Source organism: Actinocorallia herbida (genome assembly GCF_003751225.1).
GTDB classification, from domain to species: domain Bacteria; phylum Actinomycetota; class Actinomycetes; order Streptosporangiales; family Streptosporangiaceae; genus Actinocorallia; species Actinocorallia herbida.
Window position 1 is genome coordinate 8,157,837 of sequence record NZ_RJKE01000001.1, and the last position, 17,412, is coordinate 8,175,248.

20 protein-coding genes are annotated in these 17,412 nt (G+C 71.7%); 10 read left to right on the forward strand and 10 right to left on the reverse strand.

Going from position 1 to position 17,412, the window contains the following annotated elements:
• Positions 1 to 9: 9 nt before the first annotated feature.
• Positions 10 to 696, reverse strand: a complete 687-nt coding sequence (locus tag EDD29_RS37035) for a hypothetical protein (RefSeq protein ID WP_123668857.1) — start codon at positions 694 to 696, stop codon at positions 10 to 12.
• 44 nt (positions 697 to 740) lie between these two features.
• Positions 741 to 1,151, reverse strand: a complete 411-nt coding sequence (locus tag EDD29_RS37040; RefSeq protein ID WP_148086220.1) for a hypothetical protein — start codon at positions 1,149 to 1,151, stop codon at positions 741 to 743.
• Between EDD29_RS37040 and EDD29_RS37045 the strand changes: the two genes are divergently transcribed.
• From EDD29_RS37045 to EDD29_RS37060, 4 genes are all read left to right on the forward strand, one after another.
• Positions 1,135 to 1,578 (forward strand): hypothetical protein, encoded by a 444-nt coding sequence (locus EDD29_RS37045; protein ID WP_148086221.1) that lies wholly within the window; start codon positions 1,135 to 1,137, stop codon positions 1,576 to 1,578. The genes EDD29_RS37040 and EDD29_RS37045 overlap by 17 nt on opposite strands.
• Positions 1,579 to 1,702: 124 nt before the next feature.
• Positions 1,703 to 2,281: a YqgE/AlgH family protein gene (locus EDD29_RS37050; RefSeq protein WP_123668860.1), complete on the forward strand. Its 579-nt coding sequence runs from the start codon at positions 1,703 to 1,705 to the stop codon at positions 2,279 to 2,281.
• 97 nt (positions 2,282 to 2,378) lie between these two features.
• Positions 2,379 to 2,624: a DUF3039 domain-containing protein gene (locus tag EDD29_RS37055; RefSeq protein WP_211360402.1), complete on the forward strand. Its 246-nt coding sequence runs from the start codon at positions 2,379 to 2,381 to the stop codon at positions 2,622 to 2,624.
• 69 nt (positions 2,625 to 2,693) lie between these two features.
• Positions 2,694 to 3,680, forward strand: coding sequence for a zinc metalloprotease (locus EDD29_RS37060; RefSeq protein WP_246053196.1), 987 nt, complete (start codon positions 2,694 to 2,696; stop codon positions 3,678 to 3,680).
• A gap of 16 nt (positions 3,681 to 3,696) precedes the next feature.
• On the opposite strand, the gene EDD29_RS37065 is transcribed toward EDD29_RS37060, so the two are convergent.
• Together EDD29_RS37065 and EDD29_RS37070 are read right to left on the reverse strand one after the other, a co-directional pair.
• Complete coding sequence (locus tag EDD29_RS37065; protein ID WP_123668862.1) at positions 3,697 to 5,109, reverse strand: NAD-dependent malic enzyme; 1,413 nt, start codon at positions 5,107 to 5,109, stop codon at positions 3,697 to 3,699.
• Between the two features lie 123 nt (positions 5,110 to 5,232).
• Positions 5,233 to 6,132: a co-chaperone YbbN gene (locus EDD29_RS37070; RefSeq protein ID WP_246053197.1), complete on the reverse strand. Its 900-nt coding sequence runs from the start codon at positions 6,130 to 6,132 to the stop codon at positions 5,233 to 5,235.
• Between the two features lie 229 nt (positions 6,133 to 6,361).
• Between EDD29_RS37070 and EDD29_RS37075 the strand changes: the two genes are divergently transcribed.
• Together EDD29_RS37075 and EDD29_RS37080 are read left to right on the forward strand one after the other, a co-directional pair.
• Positions 6,362 to 7,144: an ATP-binding cassette domain-containing protein gene (locus tag EDD29_RS37075; protein WP_123668863.1), complete on the forward strand. Its 783-nt coding sequence runs from the start codon at positions 6,362 to 6,364 to the stop codon at positions 7,142 to 7,144.
• A 51-nt stretch (positions 7,145 to 7,195) separates the two neighbouring features.
• Complete coding sequence (locus EDD29_RS37080; RefSeq protein ID WP_123668864.1) at positions 7,196 to 8,410, forward strand: hypothetical protein; 1,215 nt, start codon at positions 7,196 to 7,198, stop codon at positions 8,408 to 8,410.
• Positions 8,411 to 8,505: 95 nt separating this feature from the next.
• Here EDD29_RS37080 and EDD29_RS37085 read toward each other — a convergent pair whose 3' ends face one another.
• Positions 8,506 to 8,805, reverse strand: a complete 300-nt coding sequence (locus EDD29_RS37085) for a DUF3817 domain-containing protein (RefSeq protein WP_211360129.1) — start codon at positions 8,803 to 8,805, stop codon at positions 8,506 to 8,508.
• An 81-nt stretch (positions 8,806 to 8,886) separates the two neighbouring features.
• Between EDD29_RS37085 and EDD29_RS37090 the strand changes: the two genes are divergently transcribed.
• Positions 8,887 to 9,573: a DUF4230 domain-containing protein gene (locus EDD29_RS37090; RefSeq protein WP_123668866.1), complete on the forward strand. Its 687-nt coding sequence runs from the start codon at positions 8,887 to 8,889 to the stop codon at positions 9,571 to 9,573.
• Between the two features lie 111 nt (positions 9,574 to 9,684).
• Here the strand turns inward: EDD29_RS37090 and EDD29_RS37095 are convergent, their stop codons facing one another.
• On the reverse strand, positions 9,685 to 10,860 hold the full coding sequence (locus EDD29_RS37095; RefSeq protein ID WP_123668867.1) for an acetyl-CoA C-acetyltransferase: 1,176 nt from the start codon (positions 10,858 to 10,860) through the stop codon (positions 9,685 to 9,687).
• A gap of 85 nt (positions 10,861 to 10,945) precedes the next feature.
• Here EDD29_RS37095 and mce point away from each other — a divergent pair, with 85 nt between their 5' ends.
• From mce to EDD29_RS37110, 3 genes are all read left to right on the forward strand, one after another.
• Positions 10,946 to 11,374, forward strand: a complete 429-nt coding sequence (mce, locus tag EDD29_RS37100; protein ID WP_123668868.1) for a methylmalonyl-CoA epimerase — start codon at positions 10,946 to 10,948, stop codon at positions 11,372 to 11,374.
• A gap of 365 nt (positions 11,375 to 11,739) precedes the next feature.
• Positions 11,740 to 13,020, forward strand: a complete 1,281-nt coding sequence (locus tag EDD29_RS37105; protein ID WP_123668869.1) for a DivIVA domain-containing protein — start codon at positions 11,740 to 11,742, stop codon at positions 13,018 to 13,020.
• A gap of 117 nt (positions 13,021 to 13,137) precedes the next feature.
• Positions 13,138 to 14,442: an AI-2E family transporter gene (locus EDD29_RS37110; protein ID WP_123668870.1), complete on the forward strand. Its 1,305-nt coding sequence runs from the start codon at positions 13,138 to 13,140 to the stop codon at positions 14,440 to 14,442.
• Between the two features lie 12 nt (positions 14,443 to 14,454).
• Here the strand turns inward: EDD29_RS37110 and EDD29_RS37115 are convergent, their stop codons facing one another.
• From EDD29_RS37115 to EDD29_RS37130, 4 genes are all read right to left on the reverse strand, one after another.
• A complete protein-coding gene (locus tag EDD29_RS37115) occupies positions 14,455 to 15,240 on the reverse strand; it encodes an alpha/beta fold hydrolase (RefSeq protein ID WP_123668871.1) in 786 nt (261 codons plus the stop codon).
• 90 nt (positions 15,241 to 15,330) lie between these two features.
• Positions 15,331 to 16,041: an alpha/beta hydrolase gene (locus EDD29_RS37120; RefSeq protein ID WP_123668872.1), complete on the reverse strand. Its 711-nt coding sequence runs from the start codon at positions 16,039 to 16,041 to the stop codon at positions 15,331 to 15,333.
• A 1-nt stretch (position 16,042) separates the two neighbouring features.
• Positions 16,043 to 16,321, reverse strand: a complete 279-nt coding sequence (locus tag EDD29_RS37125; RefSeq protein WP_170201735.1) for a hypothetical protein — start codon at positions 16,319 to 16,321, stop codon at positions 16,043 to 16,045.
• A gap of 20 nt (positions 16,322 to 16,341) precedes the next feature.
• A complete protein-coding gene (locus tag EDD29_RS37130) occupies positions 16,342 to 17,400 on the reverse strand; it encodes a 3-hydroxyacyl-CoA dehydrogenase family protein (RefSeq protein WP_123668873.1) in 1,059 nt (352 codons plus the stop codon).
• Positions 17,401 to 17,412 lie beyond the last annotated feature (12 nt).

The following is a 17,412-nucleotide window of genomic DNA, read 5'->3' on the forward strand; positions in this document are numbered from 1 at the left end:
GGCCCTCGGTCAGGCGCCGCGCCTGCGCGGAGCGCCCGGCGCACAGGGCCTCGCCGACGTCCTGGGCCACAGCCTGCCGTACCAGAAAAGGAGTCCTCCGGTGAGGAGGATCGCCGCGCCCGTCCGTCCCATGGCCGCGGTGTCCTGGCCGGTATAGGGCAGTTCGTCAGGACGGGCATTGGGCTTGCCCTTGCCCCCGCCCTCGCCTTCGGCCTTCCCGGGCTCGCCACCCTTCGCCGCCTCCCCTTCCGGGGCCTCCTCTTGGGGAGCAGCGCCCTCTTCGGCCGGACCCTGGGGCGACGCCCCGGTGGGGACCGGCACGGTCTCTGCGGGCGCCTCAGGCGCTTGGGCCGCCTCCTGCGCGGGCGCGGAGGGCTCGGTCGCGGCGGTGCCGCAGTACGCGGTGCGCTCGGCCGCGCCGATCTCGGCGCCCTGGCCGTCGTGGACCGAGATGCGCAGCGGGACCCCGTCGCCGGTGAGGAAGACCCGGCTGTCCAGCCGGGTGCCCGCCGCGATGAACTCCGTGCGCAGGACCTGGTCGCCGGTCCGCAGCTCGTAGAACGCGTCGGCGCCGCCCGGGTTGACGACCTGGACCTCCACCACGCGGTCCGGGCATCGCACCTCGCCGAACGTGGCCTGAAGCGCGGTCCCCGGACCGTCCCCGGCCACGGCGAGCAGCAGCAGTTCCCCGAACACCGCGACCTCCCCCGGAACGTGATCGACCGATCACACCGGGTCGCCTACCCGCGATCGGGGCCGAACATTCCCTCCTTGCGGCGCGGCCACAACCCGCCCCACCACAGGATGATCGCGCCGGTGATGATCGACGCCGCGCCCGTCGCCACCCGGGCGACGAGGGTGCTCGAGTCCGCGCCGGTCTCCGGCAGCCGCTCCGGCTTCTCCGAAGGCTTGGCGCCGCCGCCCTTCGCGCAGTTGAGCTTGTAGGTGCGGCTCTTGATCGTCTTGCCGTCCTGGGTGACCCGGACGACGACGTTCTTGTCCTCGGTGAGGCGGACCTCGCTCGTCCGGGACGCGGCGGCGCCGAGCCGGTCGGCGAGCACGAGGCCGCCGTTCTTCGTGATCGAGTACCCCTGGCTCTCGGCGCCCTCGTTGGTCACCCGGACGGTGATGTCCTTGGCCGGGCAGTCCATGCCGCCGAACGCCACGACGATGCCGCCGGCCTGGGTCGTCGGCTGCGGGGCCGCGGGGGGCTTGGTCTGGCTCGCCGACGGGGTCGCGGACGCCGGGGGCTTGGTCGCCGACGGGGCGGGCGCCGGAGACTGCGACTTCGTCGGCTCCGGGTCCTTGGTCGGCGACGTGGAGGGCGACTTCGAGGGGGTCTTCGTCGGCGTCGCCGAGGGGGTGCCCGAGGGTTTCTTGGTCGGCGGCTTCGTCGACGTCGCCGTCGGATCGGCCGACGGATCGGCCGACGAGGTCGCGCCCGACGGACTGGGCGTGCCCGAGGCGTTCGACGTGTCGTTGTCGTTCATGAACGCGGGGATCATGATCAAGGCCCCGATCACGATGAAGATCGCCGCAATGATCGCCCTGACCGGCTGCATCCCGCGCCTCCCCTAGGCATCAATTGATCGTTTCTTTACCCCCCATTGTGCGGCTTACGCCCGCGTTGCGGGGGCTGCTTGGCGTGCCCACTGCTGGACCGGCGTGTCCTGGACTTGTGGGACAAGAGATGATGGAGGCCATGGATGACGACATCCGGCCCGGCCGACTGCTGGTGGCCACCCCGATGCTGGAGGACCCGAACTTCCGCCGCAGCGTGGTCCTGGTGGTCGACCACGGGCCCGAGGACGGGACGGTCGGCGTCGTCCTCAACCGGCCGACCGAGGTCAGGGTGGGCCGGATCCTGCCACCGTGGGCCGAACTGGCCGGCGGCGGAGAGGACGTGGTGTTCCAGGGCGGGCCCGTCGCCCTCGACAGCGCCCTCGCCCTCGCGCACGTGCCGGGCACCGGGGAGCCGCTCGGCTGGCGCCCGCTGGAGGGGATTCCGGCCGTGGCCCGGGTCGGCCTGGTCGACCTCGACAGCCCGCCCGCGCTGCTGGCCGACTCGGCCGCGCAGTTCCGGGTGTTCGCCGGATACGCCGGGTGGGGCCGCGACCAGCTCAAGTCGGAGATCGCCGAGGACGCGTGGCTGGTGGTCTCGGGGCAGACCGCGGACGTCTTCTCGGCCGAGCCAGCGGAGCTGTGGCGGCGCGTCCTGCACCGGCAGGGCGGGGAGCTGGCCTTCCTCGCGACCTTCCCCGACGACCCGACGCTGAACTGACCCCTCCGGCCGACGCTGAACCAACCCCGCCGACCCGCCCTAAACTGAACGCATGAGTGAGCCGACTTTCACGCCGGGCCAGGGCGGCACCGGGACCATGATCAAGCCGGATGCCGACGTCCGCCCGGATCTCTCCCACGGAGACGGCGACCACGAACGCTTCGCGCACTACGTCAAGAAGGCCAAGATCACCGAGAGCGCGCTGACCGGCACCCCGGTCATCGCGCTGTGCGGCAAGGTCTGGGTGCCCAACCGCGACCCGAAGAAGTTCCCGGTCTGCCCCGAGTGCAAGGAGATCTACGAGGGCATGGCCCCCGGCGGCGGCGACAACAACAAAGAGTAATCATCTCAACACGCAACGTCCCCCGACCGCTACGCTGGACCGCCAATCAGCACACGGTTCGGGGGACGGATGCGGCGACGCCTGGCGGCGATGGTCTCGGTGACGGCACTGGCGCTGACCGGAGGCACGGCGAACGCGAATCCCGGCGATGACCCGGTGCGGTCCGCGCCCTCCGCCGGAGACTGCTTCCGCCCCGCGGTCGACCTGCCCGTGCCCGCGCGGCCCGCCAGACCCGCGCTGGACACCTCGCTGCGCCCCCGCGACACCGTCGACCCGACCCCGGCGCAGGTCCGCGAGATGCTCGCCGATCTCGCCCTCCGCGCGCCCTTCCGGCGGCCCGACCGGCCCAACCGGCCCGCGGCCGCGCGGATCACCGTACCCGTCGCGTTCCACGTCCTCGCGCCCGACGGCACCGCCACCGGACGGCCGACCGCGGCCACCATCAACGCCCAGATCCGCATCCTCAACGACGCCTACGGCGGCGTGCGCGGCGGCGTCGACACCGGCTTCCGGTTCCGGCTGGCCTCCACCGACACCACGGTCAACGCCGCCTGGTTCCGCGATCCGATAGGGCATGAGACCGCCTACAAGCCCCAGCTGCGCAAGGGCGGCACGGGCACCCTCAACCTGTACAGCGCCGACGTCGGCCAGGCCGTCCTCGGCTACGCGACGTTCCCCCAGACCGTCAAGGACAAGCCGGCCCTCGACGGGGTCGTCATCGACCATCGCAGCATGCCGCGCGGCACCTACGCCAACTACGACCTGGGGTTCACCGCGGTCCATGAGGTCGGCCACTGGCTCGGCCTGTTCCACACGTTCGAGAACGGCTGCAACGCGCCCGGCGACGGGGTCGCCGACACGCCCGACCAGGCGACGGCGTCCGACGGGTGCCCGGAAGGCAAGGACACCTGCACGACGCCCGGCGCCGACCCCGTGCACAACTACATGGACTACAGCTACGACGCCTGCATGAAGGAGTTCACCCGGGGCCAGGCCGACCGGCTGCGGCGCAGCTGGACCGCCTACCGCAACGGCGGCGCGGGCTCGCTGCGCTAGCGGCCCGCGCCCGGGATCAGGCCGAAGGCTCCTCGACGGGCTCGGTGCCGCCGCCCGCCGCCTCGCGCACGGCCGCGGCCACCGCCGTGGTCACGTCCGGGTGGAACACGCTCGGGACGATGTAGTTCGGGCCGAGCTCGGCGTCGGTCACCACACCGGCGAGGGCGCGCGCCGCGGCCACCAGCATGTCCCGGTTGACGACCCGGGCCCCGCCGTCCAGCAGGCCGCGGAAGACCCCGGGGAACGCCAGCACGTTGTTGATCTGGTTGGGGTAGTCGCTGCGGCCGGTGGCGACCACCGCGGCGTGCTCCCGCGCCTCGTCGGGGCTGACCTCAGGCTCGGGGTTGGCCAGCGCGAACACGATCGCGTCCGAGGCCATGCCCGCGATGTCGTCGCCGTCGAGGATGCCGGGGGCCGACACGCCGATGAACACATCGGCGTTCTTCACCGCGCCCTTGAGGTCGCCGTCGTAGCCCGCGGCGTTGGTGTTCGCCGCGATCCAGCCGAGCGACTCGTCGAGGTCGGCGCGGCCCGCGTGGACCGCTCCGTGCATGTCGCAGACGATGACGTCCCGGGCGCCGGCGTGCAGCAGCAGCTTGAGGATCGCGGTGCCCGCGGCCCCCGCGCCCGCCATGGCGATCCGCACCTGGGACAGGTCCTTGCGGACCACCCGCAGCGCGTTGGTCAGCGCGGCGAGCACGCAGATCGCGGTGCCGTGCTGATCGTCGTGGAAGACCGGGATGTCCAGCAGCTCGCGCAGCCGGGCCTCGATCTCGAAGCAGCGGGGCGCGGAGATGTCCTCGAGGTTGATCCCGCCGAAGCCCGGCGCGATGCACTGGACGATCCGGACGATCTCGTCGGGGTCCTGGGTGTCCAGGCAGATCGGCCAGGCGTCGATCCCGGCGAACCGCTTGAACAGCGCCGCCTTGCCCTCCATGACCGGCATGGCGGCCTCGGGGCCGATGTTGCCCAGGCCCAGCACGGCCGAGCCGTCGGTGACGACCGCGACGCTGTTGCGCTTGATCGTCAGGCGGCGGGCGTCCTCCTTGTTGCGCGCGATCGCCATCGAGACCCGCGCCACGCCCGGCGTGTAGGCCATCGAGAGTTCCTCGCGGTTGCGCAGCGGCACCTTGGACTTCATCTCGATCTTGCCGCCGAGGTGCATCAGGAAGGTGCGGTCGGAGACCTTGTGCACCTTCACGCCCTCGATGCCCTCGATGACCCCGACGATCGCCTCGGCGTGCGCGGTGTCCCGGGTGGCGATGGTCACGTCGATGCCGAGCATGTCGGTGGCCGCGGTGTTGACGTCGAGGGCGGTGACGACGCCGCCCGCGTGCTCGACGTGGTGGGTGATCCCGCTGACGGCCCTGCCGCCCGCGGGGACCTCCAACCGGACCGTGATCGAATATGACACGCTCGGCGCGCCCACGTGTGACTCCTCATGCCAGAGAAAAGAACGAGCCCTGACATGCCTTCTGACATGTCAGGGCTCTCCTGAGAATACGCCGTCAAGGCGAGCGGATGTAAGCGACCGCAAAAAATTGCGAAAATTTCAGAACAACGCGGCTTGCAGAGCCCGCCTCGCCTTTGCTACGCGCTGATCATCGCTCGGCAGGCATTCGAACAGCGCGAGCAGGTGCACCCGCGCCGCGTCGCGGTCGTCGCCCGCGGTCGTGCGGACCACCGCGACGAGCCGGGCGAAGGCGCCCTCGGCGTCGTCCTGGAGGAGCTGGACGTCGGCCGCCGCCAGGGGGTCGGACTCCACGCGCTCGGAGTCGTAGCCCTGGACCCGGATGGTCAGCTCGGTGAGGGCGAGGCGGCGCTTGGCCACCTCGTCGCGCGGGTCGGCGGCGAGCACCTCGCGGAACGCCGTCGCGGCGGCCTCGAAGTCGCCTCCGGCCAGGGCCTGCTCGGCGGCGGCGTGCGCGGGGTCGACCGGCTCCGCCTCCTCGGCGGGCTCCTCGCCCCCGGCGGGCGCGTCGCCCATCAGGCCCTGCTCCTTGAGCGCGGCGAACAGCTCGCTGAGGGCGGTGCGCAGCTCCGCCTCCGGCGGGACGCTGTTGAGGAAGGGCATCATCTGCCCCTGCACCACCACGCCGACGAACGGCAGGCGCTGCACCCGCATCTGCTGGAGGTAGCCCTGGAGCTGCTGGTTGACCTCGATGTCGACCCGGGCGAGCAGCCAGGAGCCGGCGCCCTCGGCGACCAGCTTCTCCAGATCGCCCATGAGCGCGTCGCACGACGGCTCCTTGTCGACCACGAACGCCACCATCACGGGTACGCGCATGGACCGCTCGACGACCTCGGACCCGAAGGTCGCGTCGTTCACCTCGATCAGGTACTGGCCGCCCGGCCCGGCCGGCCGCTCGGCGCGCTCCTGCTGCCTCTTGGCCGCCGCCGCGCGGGCACCCAGGTCGACGGCGCCGTGCAGGGAGAAATCACGCTTCTGCATGGGTCCATCCTGCCTCATGCGGGCGGGAACCCGAACGCGTCGGCGCGGCCCGGTCACACAGCGGACATTGCGGCGAGTGACCAAAAGGCTGCTGACAGCGATACCAAAGGACCGTTATAGTTCCGCTGTCGATGCGTGTTGCGACGGCAAAAGGCCCGGCCGCCTGGGGATGACGCCGGAATGCCGCCAGCCCGTCACGCGTCGCCGAGAACTCAGGGGGAAACAGAAAGTGATCGTGGAGACATCCGCGATCGTGGCGAAGGGACTGGGCGTCCGCCGTGGGGGACGGTGGGTGCTGCGGCCTGTCTCCTTCGGCCTGCCGGAAGGCGCGGTCGGGATCGCCGGCCCCGCCGGCTCCGGCACGTCGGACCTGCTCGCCACGCTCGCGACACTGCGCCGGCCGCACACCGGCCGCCTTGAGGTGCTGGGCCACGACTCCGGCACCCGGGGCGGCCTGCGGCTTCTGCGCTCCCGAATCGGGTTCCTGCCCGCCGAGTCCCCCTGGGCCGCCAGTTCCACGGTCGGCGATTTCGTCGCCTACGCGGCCTACTACCAGCGCCGGCCCGCGACGTCCGTCGCGAAGGTCATCGACGGCCTCGACCTGCGGGACGTGGCCACCTGGCCGCTCAGCTCCCTGCCTCCCGACCTCCGGGTGCGCGCCGGGCTCGCCGCGGCGTGCGTGCACGAGCCCGACATCGCCTTCCTCGACCAGCCCTTCGCGGGCCTCTCCGACACTCAGGCCGCCGAACTCGGCCCCCTGATCGCCGCGGCCGCGCCGACCGTGGTCGTCACCGCCGCCGAGACCGGCCCGCTCAGCCCCTGGTGCGACAGCGTCCTCGTGCTGCACCACTGCCGCCTCACCCCCGCGGACCGCGCCCCGGCCCCCTCGCTCTCCCGTTCCCCCTCTCCCGTGGAACCGGGGGCGGCGGCGAGGGCCGCGGCACAGGGCGGCGCTCCGCGCCGGCCCCTTCCCGGCGCCGTCCGCGGCCAGGCCCCTTTGCCCATCGGCTGACGCGGCGTGAGTGACCTGGCTCGGGCGGTACGGCCCGCACGGATCGCACGCGTGGCCCGGGTGATGCGGGTCGACGCGCAGCGCTGGTCGCTGCTCGTCGCGCTGCCCGCGCTCGCCGGGATCGGCGCGGTCGCGGGCTGGCGGTCGCTGCCGGTCGGCCTGCACGACTGGGACGGCACGGTCCGCGCGGCCGAGGCCTCGGTGCGGTGGGCGGGGCCGGCCGCCGCCGCCCTGGCCGCCTGGACGGGGGTGCGCGGCAGGCGGCTGGACTACCTGCGCTCGCTCGCCGCCCGCTCCCCGGCCGCCGCGCCCCTGCACGACCTGGCCCTGCTGCTGGTCGTCGCCCTCGCCGCGCACCTGTGCGGCTGGGCACTGGTGGCGGGCCGACTGCTCGGCGACGGGGGCTTCGGCGCCGCGCAGGCCGCGGCGGTCGCCGCGGGCGCCGGCGCCACCGGGCTGCTCGTCGTCGCCGGATACCTGGTGGGGCGGATCTGGCCGCGCGCGGCCGCGGTGCCCGCGGTGGCCGCCGCGGCCTGGGCGTGGTGCGCGTTCCGGCCCGCCCCGGCGTGGGCGCTGCTGCCACCGGCCAGACTGGGCCCCGTCGATCCGTTCGAGGACCTGCTCGTCGGGGTCCCTGCCGCGCAGGCGGGCTGGGCCGCGGGCCTGGCCCTGGCCCTGGTGCTCGCCTACACCGCGTGGCTCACCCGCCGGTCCCGGCTGCTGGGCCCGGTCGGGCTCGCGCTCGGCGCGGTGCTCGGCTGCACCGCCTGGCTGGAGGCCGCGGGCGGGGTCGTCGCCGAGCCCGCGCAGCCCAGTTACGTCTGCCGGGAGTGGCCGGTGAGCGTGTGCGTGCACCCGGCGCTGCGCGAGGCCCTGCCGACGCTCGGCGCGGCGATCGCCCCGCTGGCGACCCGGCTGGCGGGAACCCCTGGGGCGATCAAGCGGATGGAGCAGATCCCGGGCGGCGAGCCGGTCCGGATCGGGCGCGGGACCGTCGGCTTCCACCTCGCCGACCTCTCCCCCGGCTACGAGCGCCGGGTGGTGCGCGAGCTCGGCGCGGCGCTCGGCGGCTGCCGCACGGGTCCGGGCTCCGCCGCCTCGGCGGGCTACCAGGCCCAGGTGGTGTCCTGGCTGCTGGACGAGCCGATGCCCGTCCGGCCCGTCACCCCGTTCGGGCACTGGGCCGAGGGACAGCGGCGCGAGTGGTTCGCCCGCAACTACCGCTTCTTCCGCGCCTGCGAGCTGGGCCGCGCCCACTTCATGTGACGCGACGGCCCGGCCCGCCCTGTCCTTGCGGTGCCGTCGCGCTTCGGCCGGCACTGTCCTGGAGGTGACATTGTCCTTACCGGCGCCGCGCGCCGTCAGGCCTTGGCGATCCCGGCGACGGGCTCCTTGATCCAGTGCTTCTCGACGAAGAGCGGCGCGACGGGCAGGACCGAGGCGACGAGGGCGAGGAAGGCCTTGCCCAGGCTCCAGCGGAGCGGCCGGAAGCACAGCGCGACCAGCCCGACATAGGCGATGAACAGGGCGCCATGGGCGGCGCCGACGATGGAGACCGCGATCGGGAGGTCCGCGAGGTACTTCAGCGGCATCGCGACGAGGAGCAGGAGCAGGAACGAGGTCGCCTCGGCCAGGGAGACGTAACGAAAGACACGGATCACGGGTCCCAAGGTAGGGCCATGATCACGAGATGGTCATCCGACCCCTGAATGAGCGTGCCCCGGGGCGGGGAGACTTCACCCATGAACCCCACGAAATCAGAGCGGGCAGACAGATCGGACAAGGAGTCCGGCCCGCGGACGTCCGGCCGGATACTCAAGACCGGCGCCGTCGTCGTGGTACTCGCCGTGCTGTACGCGGTGGCCCAGGGCCTCAGCCTGCTGCCGAGCTGGACCGACCCCTTCGGCCTCACGACCAAGGACCGCTCCGGCCCGGCCGTGCTCAAGTCGATCCAGGACCTGTCGCGGTACGAGGCGGCCACCGGCCAGTTCCAGGTCGTGGTCGACCTGGAGAAGGACGCGAAGTTCCTCCCGGACTCGATCCGGGGCGAACGGACCCTCTTCGTCGGCGTCGGCAGTGTGGACGCCTACGTCGACTTCTCCAAGATCGACCAGGTGAAGGTCAGCCCGGACCGCACCGAGGTCACCATCGACCTCCCCGCCGCGGCGCTGGAAGAGGCCGCGCTCGACAACGACAAGTCCTATGTCTTCGCCAACGAGCGGGGGCTCTTCGACCGCTTCGGCGACTTCTTCTCCAGTAACCCCGGCGACCAGCAGCAGGTCTACCAGCTCGCCGAGGACAAGATCGCGGAGGCGGCCGAGGCGTCCGGGCTCAAGCAGCGCGCCGACGGCAACACCAAGCAGATGCTGGAGAACCTGATGAAGGCGCTCGGCTTCGAGAAGGTCACCATCAACGGACCGCAGGGCTAGCCCGGCACGGGATCTCCCCCGGCACCGACGACGCGAGGGGCGCGGCCGCACCGGCCGCGCCCCTCTTCGGTGCCTTCTCCCGGGTGATTCCGGAAGATCGGACCTCGTGGATCAGACCTTGATGAGCAGGGCGTCGCCCTGACCGCCGCCGCCGCACAGGCCCGCCGCGCCGAGGCCGCCGCCGCGCCGCTTGAGCTCGTGCGCGAGGGTCAGCACGATCCGGGCGCCGGACATGCCGATCGGGTGGCCGAGCGCGATGCCGCCGCCGTTGACGTTGACGATGTCGGCGGTGATCCCGAGGTCGTCCATCGACTTCAGGCCGACCGCGGCGAACGCCTCGTTGATCTCCACGAGGTCGAGGTCGGAGACGGCGAGACCGGCCTTGCCGAGCGCGTGCTCGATCGCCCGCGACGGCTGGGAGTGCAGGGAGTTGTCCGGGCCCGCGACGTTGCCGTGCGCGACGATCTCCGCGAGCCAGGTCAGGCCCAGCTCCTCGGCCTTGGCCTTGGACATGACGACGACCGCGCAGCCGCCGTCGGAGATCTGCGAGGACGAGCCCGCGGTGATCGTGCCGTCCTTGGCGAAGGCGGGGCGCAGCTTCCCGAGGGATTCCGCGGTGGTGTCGGGCCGCACGCCCTCGTCCTCGGCGAAGACGACCGGGTCGCCCTTGCGGGAGGGGATCTCCACCGGGACGATCTCGTCGGCGAGCAGCCCGTTCTTGATCGCGGCGGCGGCGCGCTGGTGGGAGCGCGCGGAGAACTCGTCCTGCGACTCCCGGGAGAGCCCCAGCCTGGCGTTGACGCGCTCGGTCGACTCGCCCATCGGGATGTGGTCGAACACGTCGGTGAGGCCGTCGAAGGCCATGTGGTCGAGGACCTCGATGGAGCCGTACTTGTAGCCCGCGCGGGACTTGGGCAGCAGGTGCGGGGCGTTGGTCATCGACTCCATGCCGCCCGCGACCACGATGTCGAACTCGCCCGCGCGGATGAGCTGGTCGGCCAGCGCGATCGCGTCGAGGCCGGACAGGCACACCTTGTTGATGGTGATCGACGGGACGGTCATCGGGATGCCCGCCTTGACCGCGGCCTGCCGCGACGGGATCTGGCCGGCCCCGGCCTGGAGCACCTGGCCCATGATCACGTACTGCACGTCGGAGGCCGCGACACCCGACCGCTCCAGGGCGGCCTTGATCGCGAATCCGCCCAGGTCGGTGGCGGTAAAGTCCTTCAGCGAGCCCTGGAGACGCCCGATGGGCGTCCTGGCTCCGGCAACGATCACAGATGTCATAACTAGGGGGCCTCCCAAGCCGCGGCTCAACTCGTTTGCCACGATACCCAGCAGCCCCGTACCGAGTTTCTGGAGGGTTCGCCCCATGCTGTCCCGCATCGACCACATCGGCATCGCCTGCCATGACCTCGACGCGACCGTCGAGTTCTACCAGCGCACCTACGGCTTCACCGACGCCCACTTCGAGGTGAACGAGGAGCAGGGCGTCCGGGAGTGCATGCTCAAGATCAACACCACGGGTGACGGGGCCGCCTCCTACATCCAGCTCATCACCCCGATCCGGGACGATTCGACCGTCGCCAAGTGGCTGGAGAAGAACGGCGAGGGCGTCCACCACATCGCGTTCGGCACCGACGGCACCGATGTGCAGGAAGAGGCCGACGGGATCGCGGGCAAGGGCGTGCGGGTCCTTTATGAGCAGCCGCGCCGGGGTTCGATGGACTCGCGCATCACGTTCCTGCACCCGAAGGACTGCCACGGCGTCCTCACCGAATTGGTACAGAAGGCCGAATGACGGACACCTTCTGACGGAGTAGAAGGCCGGGAAGTCACCACATCGTTGGGAGTCGTCCAGCGTTGCCTGTTTCGTGACGTTATCGAAATCGCGCGGTCACGCAGCGGGGTTTCCATGGACGTCTCGGCCTTCATGTCCGGTTCTTCACGTCACTCTCCGTGGAAGAGTGGGCTCCGCACGCCCGTGTCGGAAAGGTAACAAATCCGACAATCTACGCAGTGCGTTCAGATGAGCCCCCAACACGGCAGCGGCGGGAGTACGCTGCACTCGCCGGAAGAAGCTCTGCGCACCGTCAGGCCATCAACCGGTTGTGAAGTCACACAGATGACCCCGGCCCGCACTCGTCACACCAGGATTGAGCCTCCATGCAGTCCGACATCGACGCCCAGCTCAGCAACTTCTTCGAAGACACCCCCGCCAAGGAGTTCGACGTCGTCCTCCGCGGCTATGACCGCCACCAGGTGGACGAGCACATCAAGCAGCTCGACAACGAGGTGCGCAAGTCCACCGAGCAGTCGGGGGCGCTCCAGCGCGAGCTCTCCGACGCGCACCGCCAGTTGCAGGAGCAGGAGCGCCCGACCTACTCGGGGCTCGGCGCCCGCATCGAGCAGCTGCTGCGCCTTGCCGAAGAGCAGGCGACCGAGCTGGTCGGCGCCGCGCGCTCCGAGGCCAACGAGATCAAGGCCGCGGCCAAGGTCGACGCCGCGGAACTGCGTGCCACCGCTGAGAACGACGCCTCCGAGCTGCGCAACAACGCCCAGCGCGAGGGCGACGACATGCGCAACACCGCCGAGCGCGAGGCCGACGAGGTGCGCACGAGCGCCCGCCGTGAAGCCGACGAGCTGACCTCCACCACCGAGCGCGAGGTCGCCAAGCTGCGCGCCACCGCCGACCACGAGGTCGCCGAGAAGCGGGCCAGCGCCGAGCGCGAGATCGCCAAGCTGCGCACCACCACTGAGCGCGAAGTCGCCCAGCTGCGCGCCTCCACCAAGCGCGAGCGCGACGAGATCCTCACCACCGCCAAGCGGCAGGCCGATGAGATGCGCGCGCAGGCGCAGCGCATCCTTGAGGAGTCCGAGGCTCAGCGCGCGCAGGCCGAGGCCGAGTTCGAGATCCAGCTCGCGGCCCGCCGCGAGGAGGCCGACCGCCAGGACGCCGAGCGCCACGCCGCCGCCCAGGCCGCCACGCAGAAGCTGGTCGCCGAGGCCGAGCAGCGCGCCGCCTCCGCCGAGCAGCGCGCCGCCAAGGCCACGCAGCAGGCCGAGCAGACACGTCGCGAGGCCGACTCGCACGCCAAGCAGCTCATGGCCAACGCGCGCAAGAACTCCGACAACGTCATCGCCGAGGCCAAGTCGCAGGCCGAGCAGCTGCTCGCCGAGACCAAGGCCGAGGCCGAGCGCATCCGCACCGCGGCACAGCGCCAGGTGGACGAGCTCACGCGTCAGCGCGACTCCATCACCAGCCACCTGAACCAGCTGCGCCAGCTCATCGGTGGCGTCGCCCCGGTCATGTCGGCCCCCGAGGCCGTCTCCGCGCCGGAGCCCGCCCCCGCGGTCTCCGCGCCGGAGCCGAAGGCCCCGGCCGCGAAGGCCGGTGCCAAGAAGCCCGCGTCCGCCGGTGACGACGACGACTGGTGGCAGGAGTGACCGAACACCCCTAGGGGTTCGGTGAGGGACAATGTGGCCCGGGGTCGGCAACGACCCCGGGCCTTCCTGCGTCTATCTCTTTAGGCGTTTCGTCGGCTTCGGGGAAAAGGAGAGGGCATGCGGGACTCCAACGCGGATCCGTCGGCAGGGCACGACCCGGGGAAGCTCCCGAGCGAGGTGCCCGCGGGCGGGTCCGAGCCGCCCGCGCAGGGCGCCTGGGGGTCCACCGAGACCCTCGGGACGGGCAAGTCCATCGAGCCCGTCGAAGCCGCCGGGCCGGTCGACGCCGAGCGGGTGCCGGCGCAGCGCGGCGCCGACCCGCTGACGGACATCGGCCAGCGCCGCCGTGAGGCGGGGGTCACCGAGCAGCTCCCCTTCGGCATGCCGGGCGCTCCGCTCAACAGGTTCCAGCCGTTCGTGTTCGGCTTCTTCACCGTCCTCGGCGGCATCCTCGCCTGGCTGCTCGTGCAGGCCGTCCTGGACGTCAGGCAGGTGCTGATCCTGCTCACCATCTCGCTGTTCCTCGCCGTCGGGCTGAACCCCGGTGTGGAGCGGCTGGTGCAGGTCGGGCTGTCGCGCGGCAAGGCCGTCGCCGTGGTGTTCCTCGCGGTCGCGCTGTTCCTCACCGGCATCGGCTGGGCCGTCGTCCCGCCCGTCGTCACCGAGATCAGCAAGTTCGCCGAGCACGTGCCGGAGTACATCGCCCAGCTCCAGCAGAACGAGCGGATCGCCGAGTTCGACCAGCGCTACAACCTGCTGGAGACACTGCAGCAGAAGCTGCTGGAGTCCAACTTCCAGGCGAGCGTCGCCGACTGGGCGCTCGGCGTCGGCCGGGGCGCGCTGTCGGCCATCTTCAACACCTTCACGGTGCTGATCCTCACCCTGTACTTCCTGGCGGCGCTGCCGCAGATGAAGAACTTCTTCTACCGGTTCACCCCGCGCACCCGCCGCGCCAGGGTCGCGCTGCTCGGCGACGAGATCCTCGACCAGATCGGCGGATACGTCTCCGGCGCCGCGCTCATCTCGCTCATCGCCAGCGTGGCCGCCTACATCTTCCTCAGCATCGCCGGCGTGCCGTACGCGGCGGTGCTCGCCCTCATCGTGGCGCTGACGGGCCTGATCCCGATGGTCGGCGCGACGATCGGCGGGGCGATCGTCACCCTCGTCGGGTTCCTCACCGGCGTCCCCGAGGGCATCGCGTGCGCCATCTTCTTCGTGCTCTACCAGCAGGTGGAGAACTACTTCATCTACCCGCGCATCATGGAGCGCTCGGTCAACGTCCAGCCGGTCGTCACGGTCATCGCCGCGCTCGTCGGCGGCAGCCTGATGGGCATCACGGGCGCGCTGCTGGCGATCCCGGTGGCCGCGGCGATCTCGCTCATCATCCGTGAGGTGGTCCACCCCCGCCAGGACGCCCGCTGAGGCCTCCCGCCGTCAGGCGGTGGACTTGGCGACCGCGCTGACGAAGTCCGCGACCGACTGGTTGAACAGGTCGGGCTGCTCGATCGAGGTGAGGTGGCCCGACCGCGGGATGACGTGCAGCTCGCCGTTGGGCAGCGCGTCCGCCATGTGCCGGGCGTCGGCCTCGGTGGTGATGCCGTCCTCGGCGCCGACGATGACCAGCGCGGGCGCGCGGACCGCCCGGAGCGTCTCGGTGCTGTCGGGCCGGGCCGCCATCGCGCGCTGCGCCCAGGCCGCGGCCTTCGGCGGGGTCGACTGGACGAGGCCGCGGATCCGCCCGTAGACCAGGGCGCGCTGCCGCATCGTCGTCGGGCCGATGAGCTTGGGCAGCAGTTCCTCGGTGAGCACGGCGACGCTGTTCTCGGCGATGATCCGGTCGGCCGTGCGCAGCCGGTTCTCGCGCGCGGCGTCGGCGTCGGCGGTGGCCTTGGTGTCGGCGAGGACGAGGCCGCGCACCCGGTCGGGATGCCTGCGGCACAGCGCCATCGCCACATAGCCGCCCATGGAGAGCCCGCCGATCACCGCACGCGGGATGTTCTTGGACTTCAGCAGCGCCGCGACGTCGTCGGCCATCGTCTCCACCGAGGGTTCCTCCGCGCCCAGCACCGAGCCGCCGAACCCGCGCAGATCGGGGGTGATGATGCGGAAACGCCCGGCCAGCGCCTCGCGCTGCGGCAGCCACATCGAGGACGAAAGGGGGAACGCGTGCAGGAGTACGAGCGGAGTGCCTTGGCCGACGTCCCGTGCGTACAACTGCATCAGCAATCCCCTTAGAACGTCTTGAAACGGTTCAACGCACACTCCCGTACCCGGTTGATCAGAAGAACACCGCGGGCTGGCCGTGTGCGGTCAGAAGGAGACGGGCAGCGGCCAGGCGTCCGGGGCGACGCGCTTGACGATCTCGTTCAGCACCACCTGCACCGACGGCTCCCCGACCCACAGGTGCTTGGCGCCGGGCACGCCGATGACCTCGGCCTGCGGGACCCGCGCGAACCTCAGGCTCGCCTCGGGTGGGCGCAGGTAGTCGTCGAGCTCGGGGACGAGCGCGGTCAGCGGGCGGCCGTCGGCGGCCCACGCGTCGAGGTCCGCGTCGGTGGCGCGGTGCAACGGCGGGGACAGCAGGATCGCGCCCGCCACGGACGGGTCGAGCCCCCACTTGAGGGCGAGTTCGGTGCCGAACGACCAGCCGACCAGCCACACGTTCGGCAGATCGTGGTACTCGGCGAACTCCAGTGCGGCGGCGACGTCGTAGCGCTCGCCCTCGCCGCCGTCGAACGCGCCCTGGGAGGTACCGCGCTCGGAGGTGGTGCCGCGGGTGTTGAAGCGCAGCACCGCGAGCCCCGCGAGCGCGGGCAGCCGGTAGGACGCCTTGCGCAGCACGTGACTGTCCATCATCCCGCCGTGGGTCGGCAGCGGGTGCAGGCAGACGAGGGTCGCCGCCGGGGCGCGGCCTTCGGGCAGCGCGAGTTCGCCGACGAGCTCGAGCCCGTCGCCGGTGTGCAGCGTGATGTCCTCGCGCTTGGCGGGCAGGACGGTGGATGCCCTGATCTCCGTGCTCATGTCACCTTCTGGGTCTTCTGTGCAGCCGAGCCGACCAGCACGGCCGGTGCCAGTGCCGCCGGTCGTCGGGGCCGCCGCGGTCGGCGGGCCAGGTGACCAGGTGCGGGACCCCCGGGGGGATCACCTGGTCGCAGCCCGGACACCGGTAGGCCTTGACCGCGGCCGCCGCGGTGATGGCGCGGACATGCCATTCGCCGTCCGCCTCGCGCCTGGTCTCCTGCACGCCGAACGACGACAGCGGCCGCTCGCCGCCGTCGCCTCGCCGGTTCTTGCGTGCCACGGGCTGAAGATTATGCGAGTTCAGTCGGTCCAGGCGCCCCGCTCGCGCAAGGCGGAGATCGGGCCCACGGGGAAGCCGCAGCCGAGCGTCATGGCGGCGTCGGCGTCGGCGGCGGTGCAGTAGCCGCTGCGGACCATCTCGGCGGCGTCCTGGAGGTACGGGCCGTACAGCTGCTCGGCGATCTCCGCCGAGGCGGTGCCCTCGACCGGGGCGACGACGGTGCCGGAGCCCGCGCGGTCGTAGGTGTAGAAGCCGCCGCCGGACTTGCGGCCCACCGAGCCCTCGTCGACCAGCTTGCGCAGGATGCCCGCGGGCTCGTGCCGGGGCGAGCCGGAGTCGGCGTGGACGGCCTCCAGCACTTCGAGGCAGGTGTCGAGGCCGATGAGGTCCATCAGGGTGAGCGGGCCCATGGGAAGGCCGATCGCCTTGAGCGAGGCGTCGATGTCCTCCTTGGCGACCCCGGTCTCCGCGAGCTGGGCGGCCGGGCCGAGCAGCCCGAACAGCAGCCGGTTGGCGACGAACCCGGCCCGGTCCCCGATCGTCACCGGGACCTTGCCGAGGTCGCCGACCAGCTCGGTGACGGCCGCGACGAACTCGGGCCTGGACCGCTCGCTGTGGATCACCTCGACGAGCTTCATGACGGGCGCGGGATTGAAGAAGTGGACACCGACGATCGATTCCGGCCGGGAGGTCGCCGCGGCGATCTCGGTGACCGACAGGGACGAGGTGTTGGTGGCCAGCACCGCGTCGGGCCGACACACCTCGTCGAGCTGGGCGAAGACCTTGGCCTTGAGCGCGATCAGCTCGGGGACCGCCTCGATGACGAGGTCGCAGTCGGCGAGGGCGCCGAAGTCCGTGCTGAAGGTGATCCGGCCGAGGATCTGGTCGCGGGCCTCCTCGGTGAGCTTGCCGCGGGTGACGGCACGGGTCGTGGAGCCCTCGATGCCGCTTCTGCCGCGCTCCAGGGCCGCGTCGTTGATCTCGACGCCGACCGTCTCCACGCCGCCGCGGGCCAGCACCTCGGCGATGCCCGCGCCCATGGTGCCGAGTCCGACCACGCCCACCTTGCCGAAGCCCATAGCAGTTCCTCT

What these genes read in the sequence shown, in the direction of transcription:
- EDD29_RS37130 (WP_123668873.1), bottom strand. Translation starts at nt 17,400, where the DNA reads ATGGGCTTCGGCAAGGTGGGCGTGGTCGGACTCGGCACCATGGGCGCG.
- EDD29_RS37090 (WP_123668866.1), top strand. Translation starts at nt 8,887, where the DNA reads ATGAACCCCACGAAATCAGAGCGGGCAGACAGATCGGACAAGGAGTCC.
- EDD29_RS37060 (WP_246053196.1), top strand. Translation starts at nt 2,694, where the DNA reads ATGCGGCGACGCCTGGCGGCGATGGTCTCGGTGACGGCACTGGCGCTG.
- EDD29_RS37115 (WP_123668871.1), bottom strand. Translation starts at nt 15,240, where the DNA reads ATGCAGTTGTACGCACGGGACGTCGGCCAAGGCACTCCGCTCGTACTC.
- mce (WP_123668868.1), top strand. Translation starts at nt 10,946, where the DNA reads ATGCTGTCCCGCATCGACCACATCGGCATCGCCTGCCATGACCTCGAC.
- EDD29_RS37110 (WP_123668870.1), top strand. Translation starts at nt 13,138, where the DNA reads ATGCGGGACTCCAACGCGGATCCGTCGGCAGGGCACGACCCGGGGAAG.
- EDD29_RS37055 (WP_211360402.1), top strand. Translation starts at nt 2,379, where the DNA reads ATGATCAAGCCGGATGCCGACGTCCGCCCGGATCTCTCCCACGGAGAC.
- EDD29_RS37050 (WP_123668860.1), top strand. Translation starts at nt 1,703, where the DNA reads ATGGATGACGACATCCGGCCCGGCCGACTGCTGGTGGCCACCCCGATG.
- EDD29_RS37070 (WP_246053197.1), bottom strand. Translation starts at nt 6,132, where the DNA reads ATGCAGAAGCGTGATTTCTCCCTGCACGGCGCCGTCGACCTGGGTGCC.
- EDD29_RS37040 (WP_148086220.1), bottom strand. Translation starts at nt 1,151, where the DNA reads ATGGACTGCCCGGCCAAGGACATCACCGTCCGGGTGACCAACGAGGGC.
- EDD29_RS37095 (WP_123668867.1), bottom strand. Translation starts at nt 10,860, where the DNA reads ATGACATCTGTGATCGTTGCCGGAGCCAGGACGCCCATCGGGCGTCTC.
- EDD29_RS37105 (WP_123668869.1), top strand. Translation starts at nt 11,740, where the DNA reads ATGCAGTCCGACATCGACGCCCAGCTCAGCAACTTCTTCGAAGACACC.
- EDD29_RS37120 (WP_123668872.1), bottom strand. Translation starts at nt 16,041, where the DNA reads ATGAGCACGGAGATCAGGGCATCCACCGTCCTGCCCGCCAAGCGCGAG.